The sequence below is a fragment of the Rhizobium sp. CIAT894 genome, assembly GCF_000172795.2.
GTDB lineage: Bacteria > Pseudomonadota > Alphaproteobacteria > Rhizobiales > Rhizobiaceae > Rhizobium.
Map to the genome: position 1 here is coordinate 528980 of NZ_CP020951.1, position 19471 is coordinate 548450.

Annotated in this window: 19 protein-coding genes; 4 read left to right on the forward strand and 15 right to left on the reverse strand. The window is 63.3% G+C overall.

Annotated features, from left to right (window positions below):
* Position 1: 1 nt before the first annotated feature.
* Both RHEC894_RS28795 and RHEC894_RS28800 read right to left on the reverse strand, forming a co-directional pair.
* On the reverse strand, positions 2 to 1279 hold the full coding sequence (locus tag RHEC894_RS28795) for an L-fuconate dehydratase (RefSeq protein ID WP_085740089.1): 1278 nt from the start codon (positions 1277 to 1279) through the stop codon (positions 2 to 4).
* Between the two features lie 87 nt (positions 1280 to 1366).
* On the reverse strand, positions 1367 to 2101 hold the full coding sequence (locus tag RHEC894_RS28800) for an SDR family oxidoreductase (RefSeq protein ID WP_085740090.1): 735 nt from the start codon (positions 2099 to 2101) through the stop codon (positions 1367 to 1369).
* 384 nt (positions 2102 to 2485) lie between these two features.
* Between RHEC894_RS28800 and RHEC894_RS28810 the strand changes: the two genes are divergently transcribed.
* The 3 genes from RHEC894_RS28810 to RHEC894_RS28820 all read left to right on the forward strand — a co-directional run bounded on the left by RHEC894_RS28810 (position 2486) and on the right by RHEC894_RS28820 (position 4900).
* Complete coding sequence (locus tag RHEC894_RS28810; protein ID WP_085740091.1) at positions 2486 to 3271, forward strand: IclR family transcriptional regulator; 786 nt, start codon at positions 2486 to 2488, stop codon at positions 3269 to 3271.
* Between the two features lie 180 nt (positions 3272 to 3451).
* Positions 3452 to 4288, forward strand: a complete 837-nt coding sequence (locus RHEC894_RS28815; RefSeq protein ID WP_085740092.1) for an amidohydrolase — start codon at positions 3452 to 3454, stop codon at positions 4286 to 4288.
* Between the two features lie 207 nt (positions 4289 to 4495).
* Positions 4496 to 4900 carry a helix-turn-helix transcriptional regulator gene (locus RHEC894_RS28820; protein WP_085740093.1) on the forward strand — a complete coding sequence of 135 codons (405 nt, stop codon included), beginning with the start codon at positions 4496 to 4498 and terminating at the stop codon, positions 4898 to 4900.
* A gap of 216 nt (positions 4901 to 5116) precedes the next feature.
* On the opposite strand, the gene RHEC894_RS28825 is transcribed toward RHEC894_RS28820, so the two are convergent.
* The 13 genes from RHEC894_RS28825 to RHEC894_RS28880 form a co-directional block, all read right to left on the reverse strand.
* The gene (locus RHEC894_RS28825) at positions 5117 to 5383 is read right to left on the reverse strand and encodes a hypothetical protein (protein ID WP_085740094.1); all 267 of its coding nucleotides are present in this window, start codon (positions 5381 to 5383) and stop codon (positions 5117 to 5119) included.
* A gap of 65 nt (positions 5384 to 5448) precedes the next feature.
* Positions 5449 to 6192: a TfuA-like protein gene (locus tag RHEC894_RS28830; protein WP_085740095.1), complete on the reverse strand. Its 744-nt coding sequence runs from the start codon at positions 6190 to 6192 to the stop codon at positions 5449 to 5451.
* Positions 6189 to 7472, reverse strand: coding sequence for a YcaO-like family protein (locus tag RHEC894_RS28835; RefSeq protein ID WP_085740096.1), 1284 nt, complete (start codon positions 7470 to 7472; stop codon positions 6189 to 6191). Before RHEC894_RS28835 ends, RHEC894_RS28830 begins: the two co-directional genes overlap by 4 nt.
* A gap of 94 nt (positions 7473 to 7566) precedes the next feature.
* Positions 7567 to 7710, reverse strand: coding sequence for a hypothetical protein (locus RHEC894_RS33190; protein WP_010065794.1), 144 nt, complete (start codon positions 7708 to 7710; stop codon positions 7567 to 7569).
* A gap of 104 nt (positions 7711 to 7814) precedes the next feature.
* Positions 7815 to 9767 carry a BTAD domain-containing putative transcriptional regulator gene (locus tag RHEC894_RS28840; RefSeq protein ID WP_085740097.1) on the reverse strand — a complete coding sequence of 651 codons (1953 nt, stop codon included), beginning with the start codon at positions 9765 to 9767 and terminating at the stop codon, positions 7815 to 7817.
* Positions 9768 to 9992: 225 nt separating this feature from the next.
* Positions 9993 to 10892, reverse strand: a complete 900-nt coding sequence (gene nadC, locus RHEC894_RS28845; RefSeq protein WP_085740098.1) for a carboxylating nicotinate-nucleotide diphosphorylase — start codon at positions 10890 to 10892, stop codon at positions 9993 to 9995.
* Position 10893: 1 nt separating this feature from the next.
* The gene (locus RHEC894_RS28850; RefSeq protein ID WP_085740099.1) at positions 10894 to 12453 is read right to left on the reverse strand and encodes an L-aspartate oxidase; all 1560 of its coding nucleotides are present in this window, start codon (positions 12451 to 12453) and stop codon (positions 10894 to 10896) included.
* Positions 12450 to 13421 (reverse strand): quinolinate synthase NadA, encoded by a 972-nt coding sequence (nadA, locus tag RHEC894_RS28855; protein WP_085740100.1) that lies wholly within the window; start codon positions 13419 to 13421, stop codon positions 12450 to 12452. Before nadA ends, RHEC894_RS28850 begins: the two co-directional genes overlap by 4 nt.
* A 69-nt stretch (positions 13422 to 13490) precedes the next feature.
* Complete coding sequence (locus RHEC894_RS28860) at positions 13491 to 14420, reverse strand: hypothetical protein (protein WP_206427946.1); 930 nt, start codon at positions 14418 to 14420, stop codon at positions 13491 to 13493.
* Between the two features lie 360 nt (positions 14421 to 14780).
* Positions 14781 to 15593 carry a 3-methyl-2-oxobutanoate hydroxymethyltransferase gene (locus RHEC894_RS28865; protein WP_085740102.1) on the reverse strand — a complete coding sequence of 271 codons (813 nt, stop codon included), beginning with the start codon at positions 15591 to 15593 and terminating at the stop codon, positions 14781 to 14783.
* 29 nt (positions 15594 to 15622) lie between these two features.
* A complete protein-coding gene (locus RHEC894_RS28870; RefSeq protein ID WP_085740103.1) occupies positions 15623 to 16849 on the reverse strand; it encodes an FAD-dependent oxidoreductase in 1227 nt (408 codons plus the stop codon).
* A 10-nt stretch (positions 16850 to 16859) separates the two neighbouring features.
* Positions 16860 to 17174, reverse strand: a complete 315-nt coding sequence (locus tag RHEC894_RS28875) for a MocE family 2Fe-2S type ferredoxin (RefSeq protein ID WP_010067887.1) — start codon at positions 17172 to 17174, stop codon at positions 16860 to 16862.
* A gap of 21 nt (positions 17175 to 17195) precedes the next feature.
* On the reverse strand, positions 17196 to 18284 hold the full coding sequence (locus RHEC894_RS28880; protein ID WP_085740104.1) for a fatty acid desaturase family protein: 1089 nt from the start codon (positions 18282 to 18284) through the stop codon (positions 17196 to 17198).
* Between the two features lie 132 nt (positions 18285 to 18416).
* Here RHEC894_RS28880 and RHEC894_RS28885 point away from each other — a divergent pair, with 132 nt between their 5' ends.
* Positions 18417 to 19445, forward strand: coding sequence for a LacI family DNA-binding transcriptional regulator (locus RHEC894_RS28885; RefSeq protein ID WP_085740105.1), 1029 nt, complete (start codon positions 18417 to 18419; stop codon positions 19443 to 19445).
* Positions 19446 to 19471: the final 26 nt, after the last annotated feature.

Below are 19471 nucleotides of genomic sequence, written 5' to 3' on the forward strand. Positions count from 1 at the left end.
ATTAGCCTCGAAACGTATAGTTGCTGATCGAGTCCGGTTTCATCTCGATGGAGAAGCCCGGCAGGACGGGCGGCATATAGGCGGCGTTCTCGATCCGGCAGGGGTCGAGGAAGTGTTCATGGAGATGGTCGACATATTCGATGACGCGGCCGTCCTTGGTGCCCGACACAGCGACGTAATCGATCATCGACAGGTGCTGCACATATTCGCAGAGGCCGACGCCGCCGGCATGCGGCCAGACCGGCAGGCCGAATTTGGCGGCAATCAGCAGCACGGAGAGAACCTCGTTCAGCCCGCCCATGCGGCAGGAATCGATCTGGACGATGTCGATTGCGCCCTCGGCGATGAACTGCTTGAACATGATGCGGTTCTGGCACATTTCGCCGGTCGCGACCTTCACCGGCGCGATCGCCTGGCGGATCTTGCGGTGACCGGCAACGTCGTCGGGGCTGGTGGGTTCCTCGATGAAGAAGGGCTTGGCCGGGGCAAGCGCCTTGACCCAGTCGATCGCCTGACCGACATCCCAGACCTGATTGGCGTCGATCATCAGGTAACGATCGGGGCCGATCACCTCGCGGGCGATCCGCAAGCGGCGGATATCGTCTTCCAGGTCGCGGCCGACCTTCATCTTGATATGGTTGAAGCCGGCCTCGATCGCCTCCCGGCAGAGGCGGCGCAGTTTCTCGTCTTCATAACCGAGCCAGCCGGCCGAGGTCGTGTAGCAGGCGTAACCCTCCTTTTCGAGGGTGGCGATGCGTTCGGCCCTGCCGGCTTCGGCGCGCTTGAGGATCTCGATCGCCTCGTCGCGGGTCAGCACGTCGGTGAGATAACGATAGTCGACAATGTCGGCGATCTCTTCCGGCGACATGTCGGCGACGAGCCGCCAGACCGGTTTTCCCGCCTGTTTGGCAAGCAGATCCCAGACGGCGTTGACGACGGCGCCGGTCGCCAGATGAATGGCGCCCTTTTCCGGGCCGATCCAGCGCAGCTGGCTGTCGCTGGTCAGATGCCGCCAGAACTTTCCGGGATGGGCGAGGACATCGGCAAGCTCAGTACCGACGACGAGATGGCGCATCGCCTCGATCGCCATGCAGCAAATGTCGTTGCCGCGGCCGATGGTGAAGGTCAGGCCGTGGCCGGCAAGATCGGGCGCATCCGTATCGAGAATGACATAGGCGGCCGAATAATCCGGATCGGGGTTCATCGCATCCGATCCGTCCAGGCTCTGCGAGGTGGGAAAACGGAGATCGAAGACACGAAGGTCGGTGATGCGGGTCATGGTTGTTCCTCCCGATTCTTAAGGCCTGTCATATCGGCCGATCATCTTGCCGGCCGGCAATGCTGCCGGCCGCGTCATCGGCCGAGCTCAGATCGTCCAGCCGCCGTCGATGGCGATCGCCTGACCCGAGGTGTAGGTGGCGCCGGCGAGATAGACGGCAAGATCGGCGATCTCCTCCGGCGAGCCGAGCCGGCCCATCGGCTGACGGGCGATGAAGGCGGCGCGCGCCGCGTCGTAATCGCCCTGCGCGCGCATGCGATCCTGCAGCGACGGGCTTTCCACCGTGCCGGGGCAGATGGCGTTGCAGCGGATGCCTTGAGCGACATAATCGGCGGCGACGGATTTGGTCAGCCCGATCACCGCCGCCTTGGTGACGCCATAGGCGAAGCGGTTCGGCACGCCCTTGATGCTGGAGGCGACGGAGGCCATGTTGATGATCGACCCGTCCTTGCGCTCGAGCATGCCGGGCAGAACGGCGCGGATGGTACGGATCATCGCCTTGACGTTGAGATCGAGGGCGAATTCGAAATCGGCGTCCTTCATCTCGAGGATGGAGCCGGCATGGACGAAGCCGGCGCAGTTGAACAGCACGTCGACCGCGCCGATCCTGGCGACGAGCGCATTGACCGCATCCTCTTCGAGCACGTTCAGCTGATGGGTCGAAACCCCGGTTTCGGCCGCAAGCGTCGCCAGCGCGTCGGTATTGATGTCGGTCGCGTGGACCTTGGCGCCGGCCGCGGCAAAGGCTGCCGCCGTCGCCCGGCCGATGCCCTGGCCGGCGGCGGTGATGAGAACGGACTTGCCGGAAAGTTTGTTTGTCATGTCACGGGCCTTTTCTGGAATTGTCTACGCCGAACGATGGAATGCAGTTCATGTCTTGACGAAGGCTGGGTGGCGATAGCGGAACGCACCCATCATCATCGCCTCCACCTGTCTTTTTGCGCGCTTCGACCGGCCTCTGGCAAGGCATGCGGCCGCAGGATCGTTGCCATGCGCTGCATTGTTTTCCTCCCTGCCCGGCTGTTTGCGATCTTGCCGCTTGGCCGCCTTCGGCACCCCAGTTGCACGCGCTGCCGAGCGAGCGTTTTCAGTGATGATTTGTCTGTTTATAGACAAACAGACGATTAGCCAAGAGGCAAGCCTAAACTTTTCCTTTTCCGGCGGCGGTTCTGCGTATATGCAGAACCATATTCACAGGAGGAAGGAATGGAGACCGACGAGTCAGACCGCTACCGCGCTCCTGCGCTCGACAAGGGTCTCGATATCCTGGAATTGCTCGCCGGCGTCGACAGCGGTCTCACCCAGGCTGAAATCGCCAAGCGGCTCGACCGCAGCCCCAATGAATTCTACCGCATGCTCGACCGCCTGGTGCGCCGCGGTTACGTCACCCGGCTGGACGGCGACCGCTATTCGCTGACGCTGAAGCTCTTCGGTCTTGCTCAGTTGCACGCGCCGGTGCGCCGGCTTGCCTCCTACGCCACGCCGTTGATGCGCGAGCTCGCCCAGCGCACACGCCAGGCCAATCATCTCGCCGTCTTCGATCGCGGCGCTGCCGTCGTCATCGCCCAGCAGGAGGCGCCCGACTACTGGGGGTTCTCGATCCGCGTCGGCGCCCATATCAGCCTGTTCGATACCGGTTCGGGGCATGTGCTGCTCGCCTTCCGCAGCGCGGAGGAGCGGGAGATGATGATCTCCGAGCATGTGCGCAGCCGCGCCGATATCGAACTCGGGCCGGAATTCTACGATCGCCTCGACCAGATCCGCGAGCGCGGCTACGAGATGATGGCGAGCGCCCAGACATCGGGCGTCTACAATCTGTCCGCGCCGGTTCTCGGGCCGGACCGCCGCTGCATCGCCGCCCTCACCTGCCCTTTCATCGCGCTCGTCAATGCGCCGTCGGCGCCCGATATCACCCAGGCGATCATGCTGGTGCAGAAGGCCGCCGCGCAGCTTTCGCTGCTGGCGGGGGCGGATGTCGTCAATTCTGGTTGATGGGTCGAAGGGATGTGCCGGGGCGTCTCGATCCTCTTCTCCCCGAGGGGGAAGAGGGCTTGAAAGCCGCCTCTCCGTTTCCCCTTCACTCTCGCACGGTACGTCTGGGCGGAATTTCTATTTGAATAATTCATTCACCAGAAATAGGCTGCGGCGTGGCCATTGTTGGAGGAGAAACGCGTGCTCATCGACACCCATCTGCACATTATCGATCGCTCGGCGCTGCCCTATCCCTGGCTCTCCGGCGTTCCTGCTCTCGATCACGATTTCCTCTACGAGACCTATGCGGCCGAGGCGCGGCGCTGCGGCATCACCACGGCGCTGCACATGGAGGTCGATGTCGATCCCGCCGCCATGCAGGCTGAGACCGACCATGTCGCCGCCATCGCGGGAAAGGCAGGCAGCCTGATTGCCGGGGCCATCGTCTCCTGCCGGCCGGAAGAGGAAGGTTTTGCCGCCTATCTCGAACGGCAGAAGGCCGATCGCTTCGTCAAGGGCTTCCGCCGCGTGCTGCATGTGGTGCCCGACGAGGTTTCCGAAGGCGCGCTGTTTCGCGAAAATATCCGGCGCATCGGCGGCAGCGGCCTGACCTTCGACCTCTGCACCCTGCCGCACCAGGCGGGCCGCGCCACCGCCCTCGTCGATCTCGCGCCGGATGTGCAATTCGTCCTCGACCATTGCGGCGTGCCGGATATCCGCTCCGATGCCTTCGAGCCATGGAAGGCCGGTATATCGGAGATTGCCCGGCGGCCGAATGTCGTCTGCAAGATCTCCGGCGTCGTTGCCTATGCCGATGCCGCGACATGGACGGCGCAAACGCTGCGGCCCTATATCGAGCATGTGATTGCCAATTTCGGCTGGGATCGTGTCGTCTGGGGCAGCGACTGGCCGGTCTGCACGCTCGGCGGCGGCCTCTCCACCTGGGTCGCCGCGACCCATGCCGTGCTTGCTTCGAGCAGCGAGGCGGAGCGTTCCAGGCTGCTTTTCGCCAATGCGCAGCGCCTCTGGTCGCTCTGAGGTCACAAAATCATGTGATGTGCTGTGGCATGCAAAAGTGCTACTTTGGCATGTCTTTTGCTTGTGTAAGGATGAAGTAACGCAAGTGTTTCGGTTTGGGACGACTTACCACCGGACAATTGCTAGCTTTAGCCATCTCAGGTAAAAGTTGTCAGATACGGATTTGGCGAATAACTTCATATCCGGTGTCCTCAGGAGGGAAAACAAATGAAAGAAGAACCACATGCAGTGGATGTCCATGTCGGCAAGACGATCCGTATACAGCGTCTGCTGAGGAAAGTTTCCCAGACGGAACTGGGAGATCGTGTCGGCGTAACGTTCCAGCAGATCCAGAAATACGAAAAGGGCTCCAACCGCGTTTCCGCAAGCATGCTGGTGGAAATCGCCGGCGCTTTGAAGGTCGACGTCAGGACGTTTTTCGACGACATGGCCGCGCCGGATACCGCCAACGACAACCCGGCCCCCAGCGAGGAATTCGTGATTTCGCGCGAAGGCGTGCTTCTCAATGCTGCGTTCTTCTCGATCAAGAACGAAGCTCTTCGCAAGAAGATCCTGAAGCTCGTCCAGGCGATCGCGCATACCGAGCAGATGGAAGCGGACGCCGCCGAATAAACCGGCTGGCCTTCACGCGCTCCAGGCGATCCGCATGAGGATCAGTGGCGAGCCATCACGATAGCAATCGATCGGGACCAAGGGGATCAATCCGGATCAGTTGCCATCGATCGGCTCAATTTGCCATCGATCGACATCGAAAATTATCGATCGGGATCAATAGTCATCGACGGTGATCGATAGTCATCGACCGAGATCGATAGTTATCGATTGGGATCAATGGCGATCGATCAGGATCAGATTCTCGCTGGCATCCTTCATTGCGATCTTGGCCTTGCTGCCGAGCAGCTTCTCGAGATTGACGTCTAGCTCCCTGTCGGGATCTATGCCGTCCCAATCGATGACGACCTGCAGCAGCGCCATGTTTGTCAGGTGCATCAGATTACGCAGCTGAAGCTTTTCAGCCTCCTCCTTGGCTGCCGACAGCAGCCGGAAGATCCTTGCGTATTCGCTGCCCGTCGGCTCGTTGTGTTGTTCAAACATCGTTCCCGCCCCTCTGGTCGCGAAACCCTAAGATTCCATCACCACTGCATCTTCCGCCGCGACCGTTATTCAAGCGTTACAGGAACCTTATTACGCGTGACTTCGGCGTGCAGAAGCTGCCAATGCGAGGTGGCGGCAAAGTGCCAGTCACGGTCGACGGGCAGGAATTCGTCCCGGCGCAGCCATTCCAATACCAGCCGGGCGTCGTTGCGCTTGCGCTCGACGCGATTGCCGCGGATGGCGGCGAGGATGGTGTCGCGCCGCGGCTTGCGAAAATGGCACTCGTCGACGACCTTGGCATAGGTGCGTTCGGAAAAATGCAGGAAACGTCCGGCAAGCAGCAGTTTCTTGCGCTCGGCGGTCGAGATCTCGCCGCCGGCAAGAAGCGCATCGATCGTCGGCTCGAAATCGACCCAGGGCACCGACAGCGGCAGCCAGCCGAGCGCCTGCGGCGCATGCACCAGAGCGACGGCCTCGTCGTCGAGCAGCCGCCCGTTCTCGTAATCCTCGAAGATCGAACCGATCCCGACCATGCCGAAAGGCGCGCATTCGGCTGCCCGCAACGCGCCCATGCTGGCGCCGCCGGCAACGGCGACATTATGGTCGAGGGCGAAAAGAATTTCCTTGTGCCAGACCGACGGCAGATCGCCGAAATAACCGTCGACGAGGCCGATGGCGGTGGCGCCGTCGTGGACGGCTTTCAGGATATCGCCGCAGGCGGCCGGCGGCCGGAAATCGATGCGGGGGGACATGATTCTCGCAGCAGTGAGATCGCTGCCGAGGCTCGGGCCGACGAACAGCACCTTCATGATTGGGCTCCTCTGATGGTATTGACCGCGCGCAGGCCGAGCTGGACGTACTGGCCCGATATATCGACCTCCAGGCCCGGCACGATCACCCTGACGACGGAGACCGGCAGAGCCCGGTGCGCAAACGGCACGACGACGATCTGATCGATGCCGGCTGCCGCCAGCCGGCCGGCAATCTGGCCGATGGTTGCCTGGATCGTTGCAGCCCTGGCATGACGGGGCTGGAAGGCGCGCATCCGGCCACCGCCCTCACAGAGCTCGACCACCTGCTGCATCGCCTCGCTCCGGTCGAGCCGCTGATAGACGCGCGGCGAGAAATCGTCGCGGCTGCCTGCAATGGCGGTCAGCCGGCTCTGCGCCGCTTCGGTGATGGCGCGCAGCGCGGCGCGCACGGGATCGGGATGGCAGCCGCAGCCGCCGCAGACATGGGCCCAGCGGGCATCGACCCGGTCGGAAAGATTGCCGGGCATGATGACGGCAAGAAAAGCCGGGATGCCGATATCCGTGGTCATATCGAGCAGCAGCAGCCGCATGCCGGCGCGGGTGATCCGATCGGTCATGATGTCGATGACCGCATCGCCGAAACAGGCGGGGTCGATGCGGCTCTCCTTCAGCCGCTGCGGCGATTTCAGCTGGGTCAAGGCCCAGGCGTCGCGCTCCACCAGTTCGCAAAGCCCGTGCAGCACCGCTTCTGACGGCGTGTTGCCGGAGGCGAGCCCATCGCTCGACTGCTCGAAGCCCGGCGGCCTGTCGCCGCGATGGTCGAGGCCGACCAGCCACCAGGGCACGAAAACGCTGCGGCCGGACAGGATGTCGAGCCCGGAGCACCAGGGGATGGGTCCGCTGCCGATCTCGTCGGGTGCGCAGCGAGCGACATTGTCGAGATCGATCATGGCGGCATGTTCCGCCCGCATGCTCTCGACCGTCGCCTGCGTCAGGTCGGCGGGTGGGATTTCGGCGATCCGCGTCTCGATCGCTTCCATGGCGGCCGAGGTCATGGCGGCGTCATTGTCGATCCCCTTGCCCTGAAACACCGAGAGCGTATGGCTGTTCGGCCGCGTGGCGAAGGCGACGGGAATGTTGAGGACGTCAAGCGCGGTCAGCAGACCGACGCGGGTAATGCCGAATTCGCGCAGATGCGGCCTGATGGCCGCAAGCGTCTGAGCCGGGGTGATCGCGCGGTCGTGATAATCGCTGACGCCCGCCGACGATCGTTCGAGATCACCGGCAAGCGTCTGAAGAGCATTTTCGTTTCTCCTCGAATCGCGAAAATGCTCCATCTCGTTTTTTTCACGCAATTCCGGACGCAAAACCGCTGCACATTTCTGCTGGAATTGCTCTGGGTCGGTGCAAGCGGACATACCGATCTCGCCCTTAGCGGAACCTCAGGGCGTGTGTCAGGCTCTCGAGCCCATTGGCGGAAACGCTGAGTTCGTCCTGCTTCATGGCTGCTTTGGCGGCTGCAGAGAAACGCAGGGACTGTGTCTGAAGGGCGGTGGTTTCAGCATTCGTCTTCATGGTTCATCTCCGATTGTTGGGCAGCCCTTGCTGCCGTTAACCATCGGAGGAAAACATTGCCTGCGTCATTTAAGCGTTACAGGCTTCGTTAAAAGGCGATGCAATCAAGGAAGACCGGCGAGTTGCAGGCCTCTTATCAGCGGGTCGGTAAAGGCGGGATCGCGATCGGGGACGAAGTGACGAATGTCCTCGCTGCGGAAGTCCGGGAAGTTTTCCAGAACCGTCCGGGCATAATTTCCGGCCTTGGCCGTATCGCCGGCCATGGCATGGGAGGCGGCCAGCAGACGCGCCGTCGCCTGTTTCGCCTTCACCGGCTCCAGCGCCTCGATCGCCTTTTCATACTCTTCGCGCATGAAGTGGATGCCGCCGAGGTTCCAGTAATAATAGTCCGGCGGCAGCGGATTGAGTTTGAAGGCGGCGCGGCTCAGCTCCAGCGCCCGGTCGAAATCGCCGTCATGCGAAAGCGCGTCGGCGAAATCGGCCAGAATGTCGGCATCGTTGGGATTGAGATCCTGCGCCTGCTGGAAATATTCCAGGCTTTCGTCGAAGCGGCGGCGATACAGCGCGACGAAGCCAAGCTCGCGGTAAGCCCGGCCGCTATTGGGGTCGGACTGCTGCGCCAGCCGCGCAGCACCATTCGCCTCGTCGAGCAGTTCCTTGTCCCGCATGCCGCGGATCAGCCATTCCATGCCGAGCGCGCGCGACACGCCGGCATGGGCGGCGGAGAAATGCTCATAACGATTGAGCGAGGATTTGAACCATTTGCGCGCCTGGCGCAGATGCTGCAGATCGGTCTGGGCGATCAGCCGCTTGCCTTCCAGGTAGAGACGGTAGGCAGAGGCCGGCGCCTCGCCGATCGGCATCGCCAGTTCATGGCGCTCGATCGTGTCGGCGAGCGAGGAGACGATCCGCCGCGTCAGATGCGCGAAGGATTCGCTGATCTTCTGCATGACCAGCGGCAGTTCCAGGGCCCAGATCACCTCCGAGGTCGTCGTCCGCGTCAGCCGGCAGGTGGCAAAGACATCCTCGTCGCGGCCCTGGATGGTGACGTAGACCGCATAGTCGAAGCTGAGGTCGAGCGGGCCGGGCACGGCACGCGCCGGATCGATCGAACGGCTGAGGATTTCCAGGCTGGTATGGGCCGCAATCACCTTGAAGCCGCGCTGCTGGCTGAGGCCGATGGTGACGTCTTCGAGAAGCGCCCTGCCGACGCGCTCCATCAGCGGATCGGTGAAGATGCTTTCCGGCGGCAGGATGATGATGCGCGGCTGGCCGAGCATATCAGCCGATATGCCTGAGGCCGGCGGGCGCTCCGGGGCGGCGGCTTGTGCTGGCGGGATCAGGCCGAGTTCGCGGGCAAGCGCCGTGGTGCTTTCCTCCGGCTCGGTGTCGAAGTCGTCCTTCAGCTGGCTCTTGCACTTCAAATAGGCCTGACGGGCGGCGGCCGGATCGTTCAGCCTGACATGGGTGCGCATCAGGGCGCGATAGGCCGTCTCATTGGCAGGGTCGAGCTGCAGCAGGCGCCTGGCAAGCGTCACCTGCTCGTCTTCCGATCCGTCTTCCGACGTTTCGATCAGCCGGGTGAGATGGGCCGAGCGCAATTCATCGATCCGCTGGCGCTCGAAGGTCAGCCAGTCCTCGGCGCCCTGCGTCGGCGATTTGGCGCCTTCGAGCAAATCGCCGTTCAGCATATCGCGGTCTTCGGGAGCGAGCGGCCCTTTCTGCTTCAGGATATGGACGTCGACCTCCCAGCCGTCGGCAAGCCCGATATGGGTTCGAGTTGCGGCCAGCAGCGGCGGAAGGCCGGCAGGAATGCTCTGCTCGATGCGCGCCAACAACTGGCGCAGGCTGCCTGCCCGCTTTTCCGGCAGTTCCGATTGCCAGAGCTGCCGCCTGATTGTTTCGCGATCGAGTTCGAGACCGGCTTCGGCGGCGAGCATGGCGAGGAGAAAATAAGACTTCTCCGGCAGGGGGAGTTCTTTCCCCGCCGCCAGCAATCTCGGTCGTCCGAGCAGGCACAGCCTGTTCGTCGACTTTTGCCCGGATGTCGGTTGCATCTCGGTTCTCACCCCTGAAAGCCAAGGCGCGTAAACGCACCAGCGGTCAAGAAATCATGTTAAAGCTATAAAGCCGCCGCGCATAGCGGCCCTTGCTATAAAAAGAAGAAATTTCAGCGATTATTTGCATTTTTGCATGCCGCTCGCCGAGAAGATGCTTGGCCGACACTTTCATGACAGGTGTTTTTGCGTCGCGGCACGGCACGTTATTGCCGCCGTCCTCCGTTACAGCGCCTGCGAAGTCCGCCTGGAATATGTTTTCGTTGCCGCCGCTGCCGCGACGAAATCAAGTCCGATATCCAGCACCGGCGCGCTGTGCGTCAGCCAGCCGACGGAGATGAGATCGACGCCGGAGGCTGCGATTGCGGCGGCGGTTGCCGGGGTGACGCGGCCGGAGGCCTCGGTGATTGCCCGGCCGGCGACGATGGCGACGGCCTGGCGCAGCTGATCCGGCGTCATATTGTCGAGCAGAACGGCGTCGACGCCGGTCTCCATCGCCTCGCGCAGCTGATCGAGGGTGTCGACTTCGACTTCGATCTTCACCAGATGGCCGATGCCGGCTCGCGCCCGGCGGATGGCCTCGGCGACGCTGCCGGATATCGCGACGTGATTGTCCTTGATCAGCACCGCGTCATGCAGCGCGAAACGGTGGTTCATGCCGCCGCCGGCCCGCACCGCATATTTCTCCAGCGCTCTCAGCCCCGGCGTCGTCTTGCGGGTGCAGGTGACCCTAGCCTTGGCGCCGCGGATGGCGGCGGCAATCTCCGCCGTCACGGTGGCGATGCCGGAGAGATGGCCGAGGAAATTCAGCGCGGTGCGCTCAGCCGTTAGCAGGCCGCGGGATGGACCTTCGATGGTGGCGATGACGTCGCCCGGCTTGACCGCGTCACCGTCCTGGAGATGCCGGCGCAGGACGATCTCCGGATCGACAAGGGCAAAGGCGAGTTCGGCCGCGTCGAGACCGGCGATCACGCCCGGCTGACGGGCGGCCATGATGACCGTCGAGCGGTGGTCGTGGGGAATGACCGAGGCCGAGGTGATGTCGCCGGCAAGGCCGAGATCTTCGAGCAGGGCTGCCCGGACCAAGGGTTCGACGATCAGGCGCGGAAGCGGAACGAGGGTCATCTCAGGCACTCCTTGCAAGAGTATGGAGCGGGGCAAAGGCATAGGGCGGCGTGGCGCGGGCGATCTCCAGCGCTTGGGCAAGGTGCATCCGCCGCCGGTTCGCCTGGGCAAGCTTCAGCGGAAAATCGGTGCGGGCATGGGCGCCGCGCGATTCCGCCCGCAGGCCGGCAAAGACGGCAATCAGCAGCGCGACGATAGCCGGATCGGCGGCAGGGCCGTCACCTTCGGCAAGCGGCAGCAGGGCAGCGATCGCCCCATCTATGGCATCGGCGTTGCGCAAGACGCCGAGATGGCGCGAGACGATCGGCCGGACGAGCGATGCATCGGCCGGCGCCGGCAGCCTCGCGGCGAGGGTGGCGCCGGCGGGGCCTGCCGGCATGGCCGAGATGTCGCGCGCCGCCCGCATGCCCATGACAGCCGCCTCCAGCAGCGAATTGCTGGCGAGGCGATTGGCGCCGTGCAGGCCGGTCGAGGCTGCCTCTCCCACCACCCACAGACCGGAAACCGAACTCAGGCCATTCTCATCCGTGGCAACGCCGCCCATGTGATAGTGAATGGCCGGTCGCACGGGAATGAGGTCTTTCGCCGGATCGATGCCGGCCTCGCCGCAAAGGGCTGCGATGACGGGAAAGCGGGCGGCAAAGCGGCTGCCGAGTGCCGCGCGGGCATCGAGGAAGACACGGCCGCCGCGGGCGATTTCGGCGCTGATGGCGCGTGCGACGACGTCACGCGGCGCAAGCTCGGCGCCCGGGATTCGGGCCATGAACCGGTCGCCGCGCTCGTTGACGAGCAAGGCCCCCTCGCCACGCACCGCCTCGCTGACCAGCGCCAGGGGCCTGCGGCGGGAATCGAGCGCCGTCGGATGGAACTGGACGAATTCCATGTCAGTGAGCTCGGCGCCCGCCCTTGCGGCAAGCGCGATCCCCTGGCCGAAATTGCCCATCGGATTGGTGGTCGCTTCATAAAGCCCGCCGATGCCGCCGGTGGCGAGCACCAGTTTTGATGTCGGCAGGATGGCGGCGCCATTCACGGTCGCGCAGAGCAGGCCGGCGACATGCTCGCCCTCCATCAAAATCCGCCGCGCCTCAAAGCCTTCGAGCGCGGTGACGGACGGTGTCTGCTTCACCGCCCGCACCAGGGCGGCGACGATCGCCGCTCCCGAACCATCGCCTTCGGCATGGACGATGCGGCGGCGGCTATGGGCGGCCTCCAGCCCGAGCGAAAGTTCGCCCGCGGCATTGCGGTCGAAACGCACGCCGGCTTGCTCCAGCGCTGTGATCGCTGCCGGTGCTTGGGCGACGATGCCGGCGGCAATAGTGGGATCGCAGAGGCCGTCGCCGGCGGCAAGCGTATCGGCAAGATGCAGCGCCGCGCTGTCGTCCGCGCCCATGCCGGCGGCGATGCCGCCCTGGGCCCAGGCGCTCGATGTCTCCATGCCGAGGGCGGCGCGGGTGACGATGACGGAAGGTTCGGGCGCCAGCGTCAGCGCGGTCATCAGCCCGGCAAGGCCGCTGCCGACGATCACCGTGCGCCCCGGGAGATTGTGGAGAATCTCGGTCATATCGCCAGCATCCTTTCGACGGCGCGGCGCGCCGCCACCGCAATCGCCGGATCGACGGTCACCTCGTGACGGTTTTCCTCAAGGGCGGCGCGGATATTGGCAAGGGTGATCCGCTTCATATGTGGGCAGAGATTGCAGGGGCGAATGAACTCGACATCGGGATGATGCACGGCGACATTGTCGCTCATCGAGCATTCGGTGAGCAGCACGACGCGGGCCGGCTTTTGCGTGCCGACATAATCCGACATCACGGCCGTCGAGCCGGCGAAATCGGCTTCTGCTACCACCTCGGGCGGGCATTCGGGATGGGCGAGCACCGTCACGCCGGGGTGGTTTTCGCGCAGCTGGCGCACGTCGTCGGCGGTGAAGAGTTCATGCACTTCGCAATGCCCGTGCCAGGCGATGATCTCGACATCGGTCTCGCGGGCGACGTTGCGCGCCAGATATTCGTCCGGGATCATCAGCACCTTCGGCACGCCGAGCGATTCCACCACCTGTTTGGCATTGCCCGAAGTGCAGCAGATGTCGGAGGCGGCCTTCACCGCCGCCGAGGTGTTGACATAGGTGATGATGGGCACACCGGGATGGGCCTGGCGAAGCAGCGCGATGTCTTCCGGCGTGATCGAATCCGCCAGCGAACAGCCGGCGCCGAGATCGGGGATCAGCACGGTTTTTTCGGGGTTCAGAAGCTTGGCGGTCTCGGCCATGAAATGCACGCCGGCCAGCACGATGACGTCGGCATCGACCTCGATCGCCTTGCGGGCGAGCGCCAGGCTGTCGCCGACGATATCGGCGACGCCGTGAAAGATCTCCGGCGTCTGGTAGTTGTGCGCCAGGATGACGGCGTTGCGGCGGCGCTTGAGCTCGAGGATGGCGTCGACGTCGTTTTCGAAGGCCATCCATTCGGCTTTGGGAATGACGCGGCTGACGCGCTGATAGAGCGAAGATGCGGAAACAGGATGATTCATGGCCGGCTCCTAATTATGCTCTATTTGAGCATATTATGGGCAAATAGATATTCTCACCATGAGCATATGTCAATTGCGGGAGAGCGGTAATTTCGTTCCGGCAAGAGCCCGTTCTTCGAGCACCGTGTGACGGAAGCGGAAGAGCTTGGCCGGCCGCCCGCCGGTTTCGCTTTCGGTGCCGCCGGTTTCCTCGACCAGCTCCTGCTGTTCGATCAGGCGGCGGAAATTCTGCTTGTGCAGCGTCAGGCCGGCGAGCGCCTCGATGGCGCGCTGCAGTTGCAGCAGCGTAAAACTCTCCGGCATCAGCTCGAAGACGACGGGGCGGTATTTGATCTTGGCGCGCAGCCGGGCGATCCCGGTCGCCAGAATCCGGCGGTGGTCGGCAAACATTGCCCGGCCGAGATTGGCCTCTATTTCGCATCCGGCCTCGGTGACGAGCCCCGCTTCATAGAGCAGCTCATAGCGCTGCAGCACCAGATCCTCGTTCCAGCCGCCGCCGTCGAGGCCGAAGGTGAAATCCGCCCGGCGATGGCGGTGGTCGCGTCTGAAGGGATCGGCATCGGCCCAGCGTCTCAGCCGCGCCATGATCTCGTCCAGCACGGCCGGGCGGCCGTGGCGATGGTCTTCCCAGGGAAAATATTCGTACCAGCCGTGCCAGCCTGGCCGGCCGGCGCCCGACTGTTCGTTGACGAGGCCGAGATAGCTGATCGAGATCGTCCGCCCGCCCGGAATGTCGTTGTTCCGGTCGCGGTCGGCGAAAGTATAGAGCTGTTCGAGATAGCCGACGGGGTGCTCCGTCTGCTCCTGCACCCATTCCCGCAGGCCCGATTGCAGGGTGCGATGGCCCATTTCGAAAGGGCCTGACGGCAGCGCATTGCCGGAGCGGATCGTCATCACACGCGGCTCGTCCCCCGTCACCGCGACGAGCACCGCAATCAATTCCGCATGCGCAAAGCCGATCGTCACAGGGGGCAGAATACTCCGTTCCGGTTGGGTCATTCCTGACACAGGCCGAGACGGAAGCCAATGGCGTGCTCCCCCTTCTCCCCAGCGGGTTAGAAGGTGCTGTCAGGTGGATGAGCGGGCGGCTGGGCACGCCGTGTTTGCCTTTCGCCTACCGCTCAAGGCGTTCGTCGCTGACGCTCCTCCCCCCCCTCATCTGCCCTGACGGGCATCTTCTCCCCGCTGGGGAGAAGGGGGAGCAAGCCGCACGGTGCCATTCCTACAGCAAAGGTCTCAAGAGGCGCGAGACGCCGCCACACCCCCCCTTTTCCCCAGCGGGGAAGATGCCGGCAGGCAGATGGGGTGAGCGAAGCGAATGCGGAGCGTAAGCGAAGGCAAAGAATAGGTGGGACTACTTCAACGATTGCCGGTCTCGCTCGCCAACCGATCCAGGAAAGCCGTCAATTCCGCTTCGTCGATGCCGACGCAATGGCGCTTCTCCGGGTAGGCGCCGGTGCGGACATCCTCGGCGAATTCGGTGAAGGCGGCGATGCGTTCGCGCTGCAGCCGGTCGTGTTCGGCGGCGAAGTTGCGATAGACCTTGGCATGGCGGGGATAGTGGTCGCGATTGGCGCCGAGCACGTCGTCGGCGAAGAGATATTGGGCGTCGCAGCCGCTGCCGGCGCCCATGGAGATCATCAGCATCGAGGTGTTGCTGCTGATGGCGGCAGCGACATCGCCCGGCACGACTTCGATTTCGGCGGCGAAGGCGCCGGCCTCTTCCAGCGCCTTGGTCTGCCGCCAGATTTCGGCGGCACTGGCCGCCGTCTTGCCGACGGCGCGGAAACCGCCGGTCCAGGTGGCCTTCGACGGGATCAGGCCGAGATGGCCGCAGACCGGGATGCCCTCGTCACGCATGCGCCGGATGGTCTGCAGACTTGCGGCGCAATAGACGGCATCGCCACCGGCTTTCAACGCCGCGAAGGCGGCGCGCAGATAGTCCTCGGCGGAGACGTGGTCGCCATATTCGAGGCCCGGAATGGCAAAGGGCGTCGGGGCGATCTCGCGGAAGACCGGGCCGAGCAGCGAGGGCGGCACCGAGACGATATCGATGCCCGCCTTTTCGGCGGCTTCCGCCTCCTCCAGCGAGGTAACGCGCAGCATGGTGAGCTGGCGCTTGCCCTTTTCCGCGAGCAGATCGGCGACGGTCGCGCGTCTATGTTTCTTCATCGTCAATTCCTTTGAATATATCGGCCGGCTCAGGCGGCCAGCAGGGATTTCAGTTTGATGTCGCTGGCGGCGAGTGCGGCGGGATCCGGATGGGCGCCGGCTGCGATCAGCATTTCGGCGAGACGGATATCACGCGCCACCGCATTGCCGGGGCCGATGCCGCTGGCGGCGATCAACCGCCCGCCGGCATCGAGATGGAACAGGATGAAGGCGCCAACACCGAGCTCGCGGCGCTGATGCGTGGCGGCCCCTTCGGCGAGGCCAGCAATTTGCAGCGTCACGTCGTATTGATCCGACCAGAACCATGGCACTGATGAAACGGCCTCATCGAGACCGAGCATGTTGGCCGCGGCCAATGTGCCCTGCTCCTGGGCGTTGCGCCAGGATTCGAGCCGCACCCGCCGGCCGCCATAGATCGGCAGCGGAAAGGAGCAGCAGTCGCCGGCGGCAAATATATCAGGCGCCGAGGTCTGCAGATGGATATCGACTGATATGCCGTTGTCGATGGTTAGCCCCGCCCTTTCGGCGATCTCGACATTCGGCCGGGCGCCGATGCCGACAAGGGCGAGATCGGCTTCGATCACGTCACCGCCCGACAACCTGATCGCGGCTTTTCCGCCTTCCTCGGTCAGCGCCTCGATCGACACACCGCAGCGGATATCGACACCCGCGGCGCGATGGCGCTCGGTCAGGAGATGAGCGATCTCCTCCGGCACGCCGCGCTTCAGCACCCGTTCCAGCCCCTCGACGACGGTGACCTCGGCGCCGAGCAGGCGCGCGGTCGCCGCAAGTTCCAGCCCGATGAAACCGCCGCCGATGATGGCGATATGTTTCCCCGGTTTCATCGCACCGCGCAGCGCCGCCGCATCGTGGTGCGTCCTCAACGAGCGGATATGCGGGCTATCTTCCGGCGCGCCGGGAAAGGATCGAGCGCTTGCACCTGTCGCCAGCAGAAGTTTGTCATAGGAAAGCGTCGTCCCGTCCGAAAGCGTGACGGTCTCGGAGGATGTATCGAAATCCCGGGCTTCCAGGCCGGTCAGCAGCCGGATGCCGCTGTCGGCATATTTTTCCGCCGCAGCGATGAATTTCGGATCGCTGGCCTCGGCGGAACCGGCCTTCGACAGCGGCGGCCGTTCATAGGGATGGAGGGGTTCGGCGCCGACAAGCGTTATTTCGCCGTCAAAACCTTTTTCGCGTAAGGCGAAGGCGGCACGCGCGCCGCATTCGCCGGCTCCGATGATGACGAAATGAGCCACATCCGCCTCCTCAGACCGAGATGAAGACGCTGCCGCCTTCGACCTTGACCGGATAGGTCTTGAGGTTGACGCAGACCGGCGCGCCCTTGGCTTCGCCCGTCTTGTAGTTGAAGCGGCCGTTATGTTTCGGGCATTCGATAATTTCATCCATGACAAGCCCGTCGGCGAGATGAATATGTTCATGGGTGCAGAGACCGTCGGTGGCGAAGAATTCGTCGTCCGGGCTGCGATAGACCGCGAAGGTGCGTCCGTCGTGATCGAAGCTGATGACATCCTCTTCGTCGATCTCGTCCTTGGCGCAGACCTGGATCCAGTTTCCGCTCATCTTATCCTCCCTTGATCGTGATTATTGCGCGGCCGGGGCCAGCTCATTGTGGAACTCTTCGCGATAGGGCCGCGCTGTCGCCGGCAGTTCGCGCCTCAGGAAATAATCCTCGTTACGCAACTGGCGCAGGAAGGCCGGGATCATCTCGCGATAGCCCGACAGGATCGACGGGTTTGCCGCCGGCAGGTCGTGCTTGATCATCGCGTGCAGCCTCGGCAGCGCGTGATAGGGCACCATCGGGAACATGTGATGTTCGACGTGATAGTTCATGTTCCAATAGATGAAGCGGCTGATCGGGTTCATATAGACCGTGCGGCTGTTCAGCCGGTGGTCGATGACGTTGTCGGCCAGGCCGCCATGCTGCAGGAGCCCGGTCAGCACATGGTGCCAGGCGCCGTAGAGGCGCGGCAGGCCGATCAGCATCAACGGCAGGATCGAGCCCATGGCGACCGCGGCGGCGATGGTGACGAGATAGATCGCCAGCCAGATGCGGGCAAAGCGGATCGCCTTCGGCTGCTCCATCTCCGGAATGAAGGTCTTTTCCGCCGGGCTGATGACGCCGAAAGCATTGCGCAGCATGTCGACGATGGCATGCCAGGCGTCGAGGATGCCGAAGAAATTGAGGACCAGCCGAGCGAGATCGGGCGGCCGCATGACGGCGATCTCGGGATCGCGGCCGACGATGACGGTATCGGTGTGATGGCGCGTGTGGCTCCAGCGCCAGGTCACCGGATTGCGCATGATCATGAAGCAGGCGATCTGATAGACGGCATCGTTCATCCAGCGCGTCTTGAAGGCGGTGCCGTGACCGCATTCGTGCCAGCGGCTGTCGGAGGCCGAGCCGTAGAGCACGCCATAGGCGAGAAAGAAGGGCACGGCGACCCAAGAGCCCCAGAAATAAATGCCGATCCCGGCAAAGATGACCATGCTGCCGAGCCAGATGACGGTGTCGCGGATAGCAGGCGCGTCGGAGCGCTGCATCAGCGCCTTCATCTCCTTGCGTGGAATGTCGGTGTGATACCACTGCGCTGCCGCCAGCCCCGTCTCGACGGCGGTGCGGCCGCTTTCGCCGAGCAGGTCGTAGTCCCGTTTCTTTGCCTCGATCGCCATTATCCGCCTCCCGTTATGCCGTTGCCGAGAGAATAGGTTGACTTCGGAAGAGGCTCAATGCAGGCTTGATATATTCTATCAAAAGCCATCAGAAGTGGCTTGCAGAAATGATCGAATCCATCAGGAAAACTCATGCGCCGTCCCACCATATCCGATCTTGCCCGCGCCTCCGGCGTCAGCGTTGCCACCGTCGACCGGGTTCTCAACGCCCGCCACCGCGTGCGGGAGGAAACGGCGCGGCGGGTTTATGACGCGGCGCAGGAGATCGGCTATCATGCCGTCGGCCTCATCCGGCAGCGCGTCTTCGAGGATCTGCCGCAATACAAGCTCGCCTTTCTGCTGCAGAAGCCGACGCAGCAGTTCTATCAGGCGTTCGCCCGCGAGATCGAAGCGGCGGCGCGGGCGGTCACGAACGCCCGCATTCAGACGCAGATCGACTTTCCCTCCGCCGCCACGCCGGCTGCGATCGTCGAGAAACTCAAAGCTCTCGGCGCGCGCAACCAGGCGGTTGCCCTGGTGGCGCCTGACTACCCGGCGGTCACGGCCGCTATCGAGGAGTTGAAAGAAAAAGGCGTCCCGGTCTTCTCGCTGCTCTCCGATTTCGCGTCGGGCGTACGCACCGGTTACATCGGCGTCAACAACCGCAAGGTCGGCCGCACCGCCGCCTGGCTGATCGCGCGGACGGCGCGCAAGCCGGGGAAGGTCGCCTGTTTCGTCGGCAGTCATCGTTTCCATGGTCATGAACTGCGGGAAATCGGCTTCCGCTCCTATTTCCGCGAAAATGCGCCCGAATTTGACGTGATCGACACACTGATCAACCTGGATACGCCCGAGATCACGCATGAGGCGACGTTGACATTGCTGCAGAAACATCCCGACCTTGTCGGGCTTTATATCTGCGGCGGCGGCATGGAAGGGGCAATCTCGGCGTTCCGCGAAGAAAGCCTTGGCGGCAAGGTGGTGCTGGTGGTCAACGAACTTACGCCCGACAGCAAGGCAGGTCTTGCCGATGACATCGTCGCCATGGCGATCGGCACTCCCCTGCCCGGGCTCTGTCAGGAATTGATGGTCCTGATGAAGGATGCGATCGAGAACAGCGAAGCCGCCATCCCCGGTCAGTCTTTCCTGCCCTTCGACATCTACCTTTCAGAGAATATCTGAGGAATGATGGGATTCTATCATTATCG

Coding starts and splice junctions, on each gene's coding strand:
- RHEC894_RS28850 (WP_085740099.1), bottom strand. CDS start 12,453: ATGACCGAGATTCTCCACAATCTCCCGGGGCGCACGGTGATCGTCGGC.
- RHEC894_RS28865 (WP_085740102.1), bottom strand. CDS start 15,593: ATGAAGAAACATAGACGCGCGACCGTCGCCGATCTGCTCGCGGAAAAG.
- RHEC894_RS28830 (WP_085740095.1), bottom strand. CDS start 6,192: ATGAAGGTGCTGTTCGTCGGCCCGAGCCTCGGCAGCGATCTCACTGCT.
- RHEC894_RS33190 (WP_010065794.1), bottom strand. CDS start 7,710: ATGAAGACGAATGCTGAAACCACCGCCCTTCAGACACAGTCCCTGCGT.
- RHEC894_RS28840 (WP_085740097.1), bottom strand. CDS start 9,767: ATGCAACCGACATCCGGGCAAAAGTCGACGAACAGGCTGTGCCTGCTC.
- RHEC894_RS28800 (WP_085740090.1), bottom strand. CDS start 2,101: ATGACAAACAAACTTTCCGGCAAGTCCGTTCTCATCACCGCCGCCGGC.
- RHEC894_RS28835 (WP_085740096.1), bottom strand. CDS start 7,472: ATGGAGCATTTTCGCGATTCGAGGAGAAACGAAAATGCTCTTCAGACG.
- RHEC894_RS28795 (WP_085740089.1), bottom strand. CDS start 1,279: ATGACCCGCATCACCGACCTTCGTGTCTTCGATCTCCGTTTTCCCACC.
- RHEC894_RS28820 (WP_085740093.1), top strand. CDS start 4,496: ATGAAAGAAGAACCACATGCAGTGGATGTCCATGTCGGCAAGACGATC.
- RHEC894_RS28885 (WP_085740105.1), top strand. CDS start 18,417: ATGCGCCGTCCCACCATATCCGATCTTGCCCGCGCCTCCGGCGTCAGC.
- RHEC894_RS28880 (WP_085740104.1), bottom strand. CDS start 18,284: ATGGCGATCGAGGCAAAGAAACGGGACTACGACCTGCTCGGCGAAAGC.
- RHEC894_RS28875 (WP_010067887.1), bottom strand. CDS start 17,174: ATGAGCGGAAACTGGATCCAGGTCTGCGCCAAGGACGAGATCGACGAA.
- nadC (WP_085740098.1), bottom strand. CDS start 10,892: ATGACCCTCGTTCCGCTTCCGCGCCTGATCGTCGAACCCTTGGTCCGG.
- RHEC894_RS28810 (WP_085740091.1), top strand. CDS start 2,486: ATGGAGACCGACGAGTCAGACCGCTACCGCGCTCCTGCGCTCGACAAG.
- RHEC894_RS28860 (WP_206427946.1), bottom strand. CDS start 14,420: ATGACCCAACCGGAACGGAGTATTCTGCCCCCTGTGACGATCGGCTTT.
- nadA (WP_085740100.1), bottom strand. CDS start 13,421: ATGAATCATCCTGTTTCCGCATCTTCGCTCTATCAGCGCGTCAGCCGC.
- RHEC894_RS28825 (WP_085740094.1), bottom strand. CDS start 5,383: ATGTTTGAACAACACAACGAGCCGACGGGCAGCGAATACGCAAGGATC.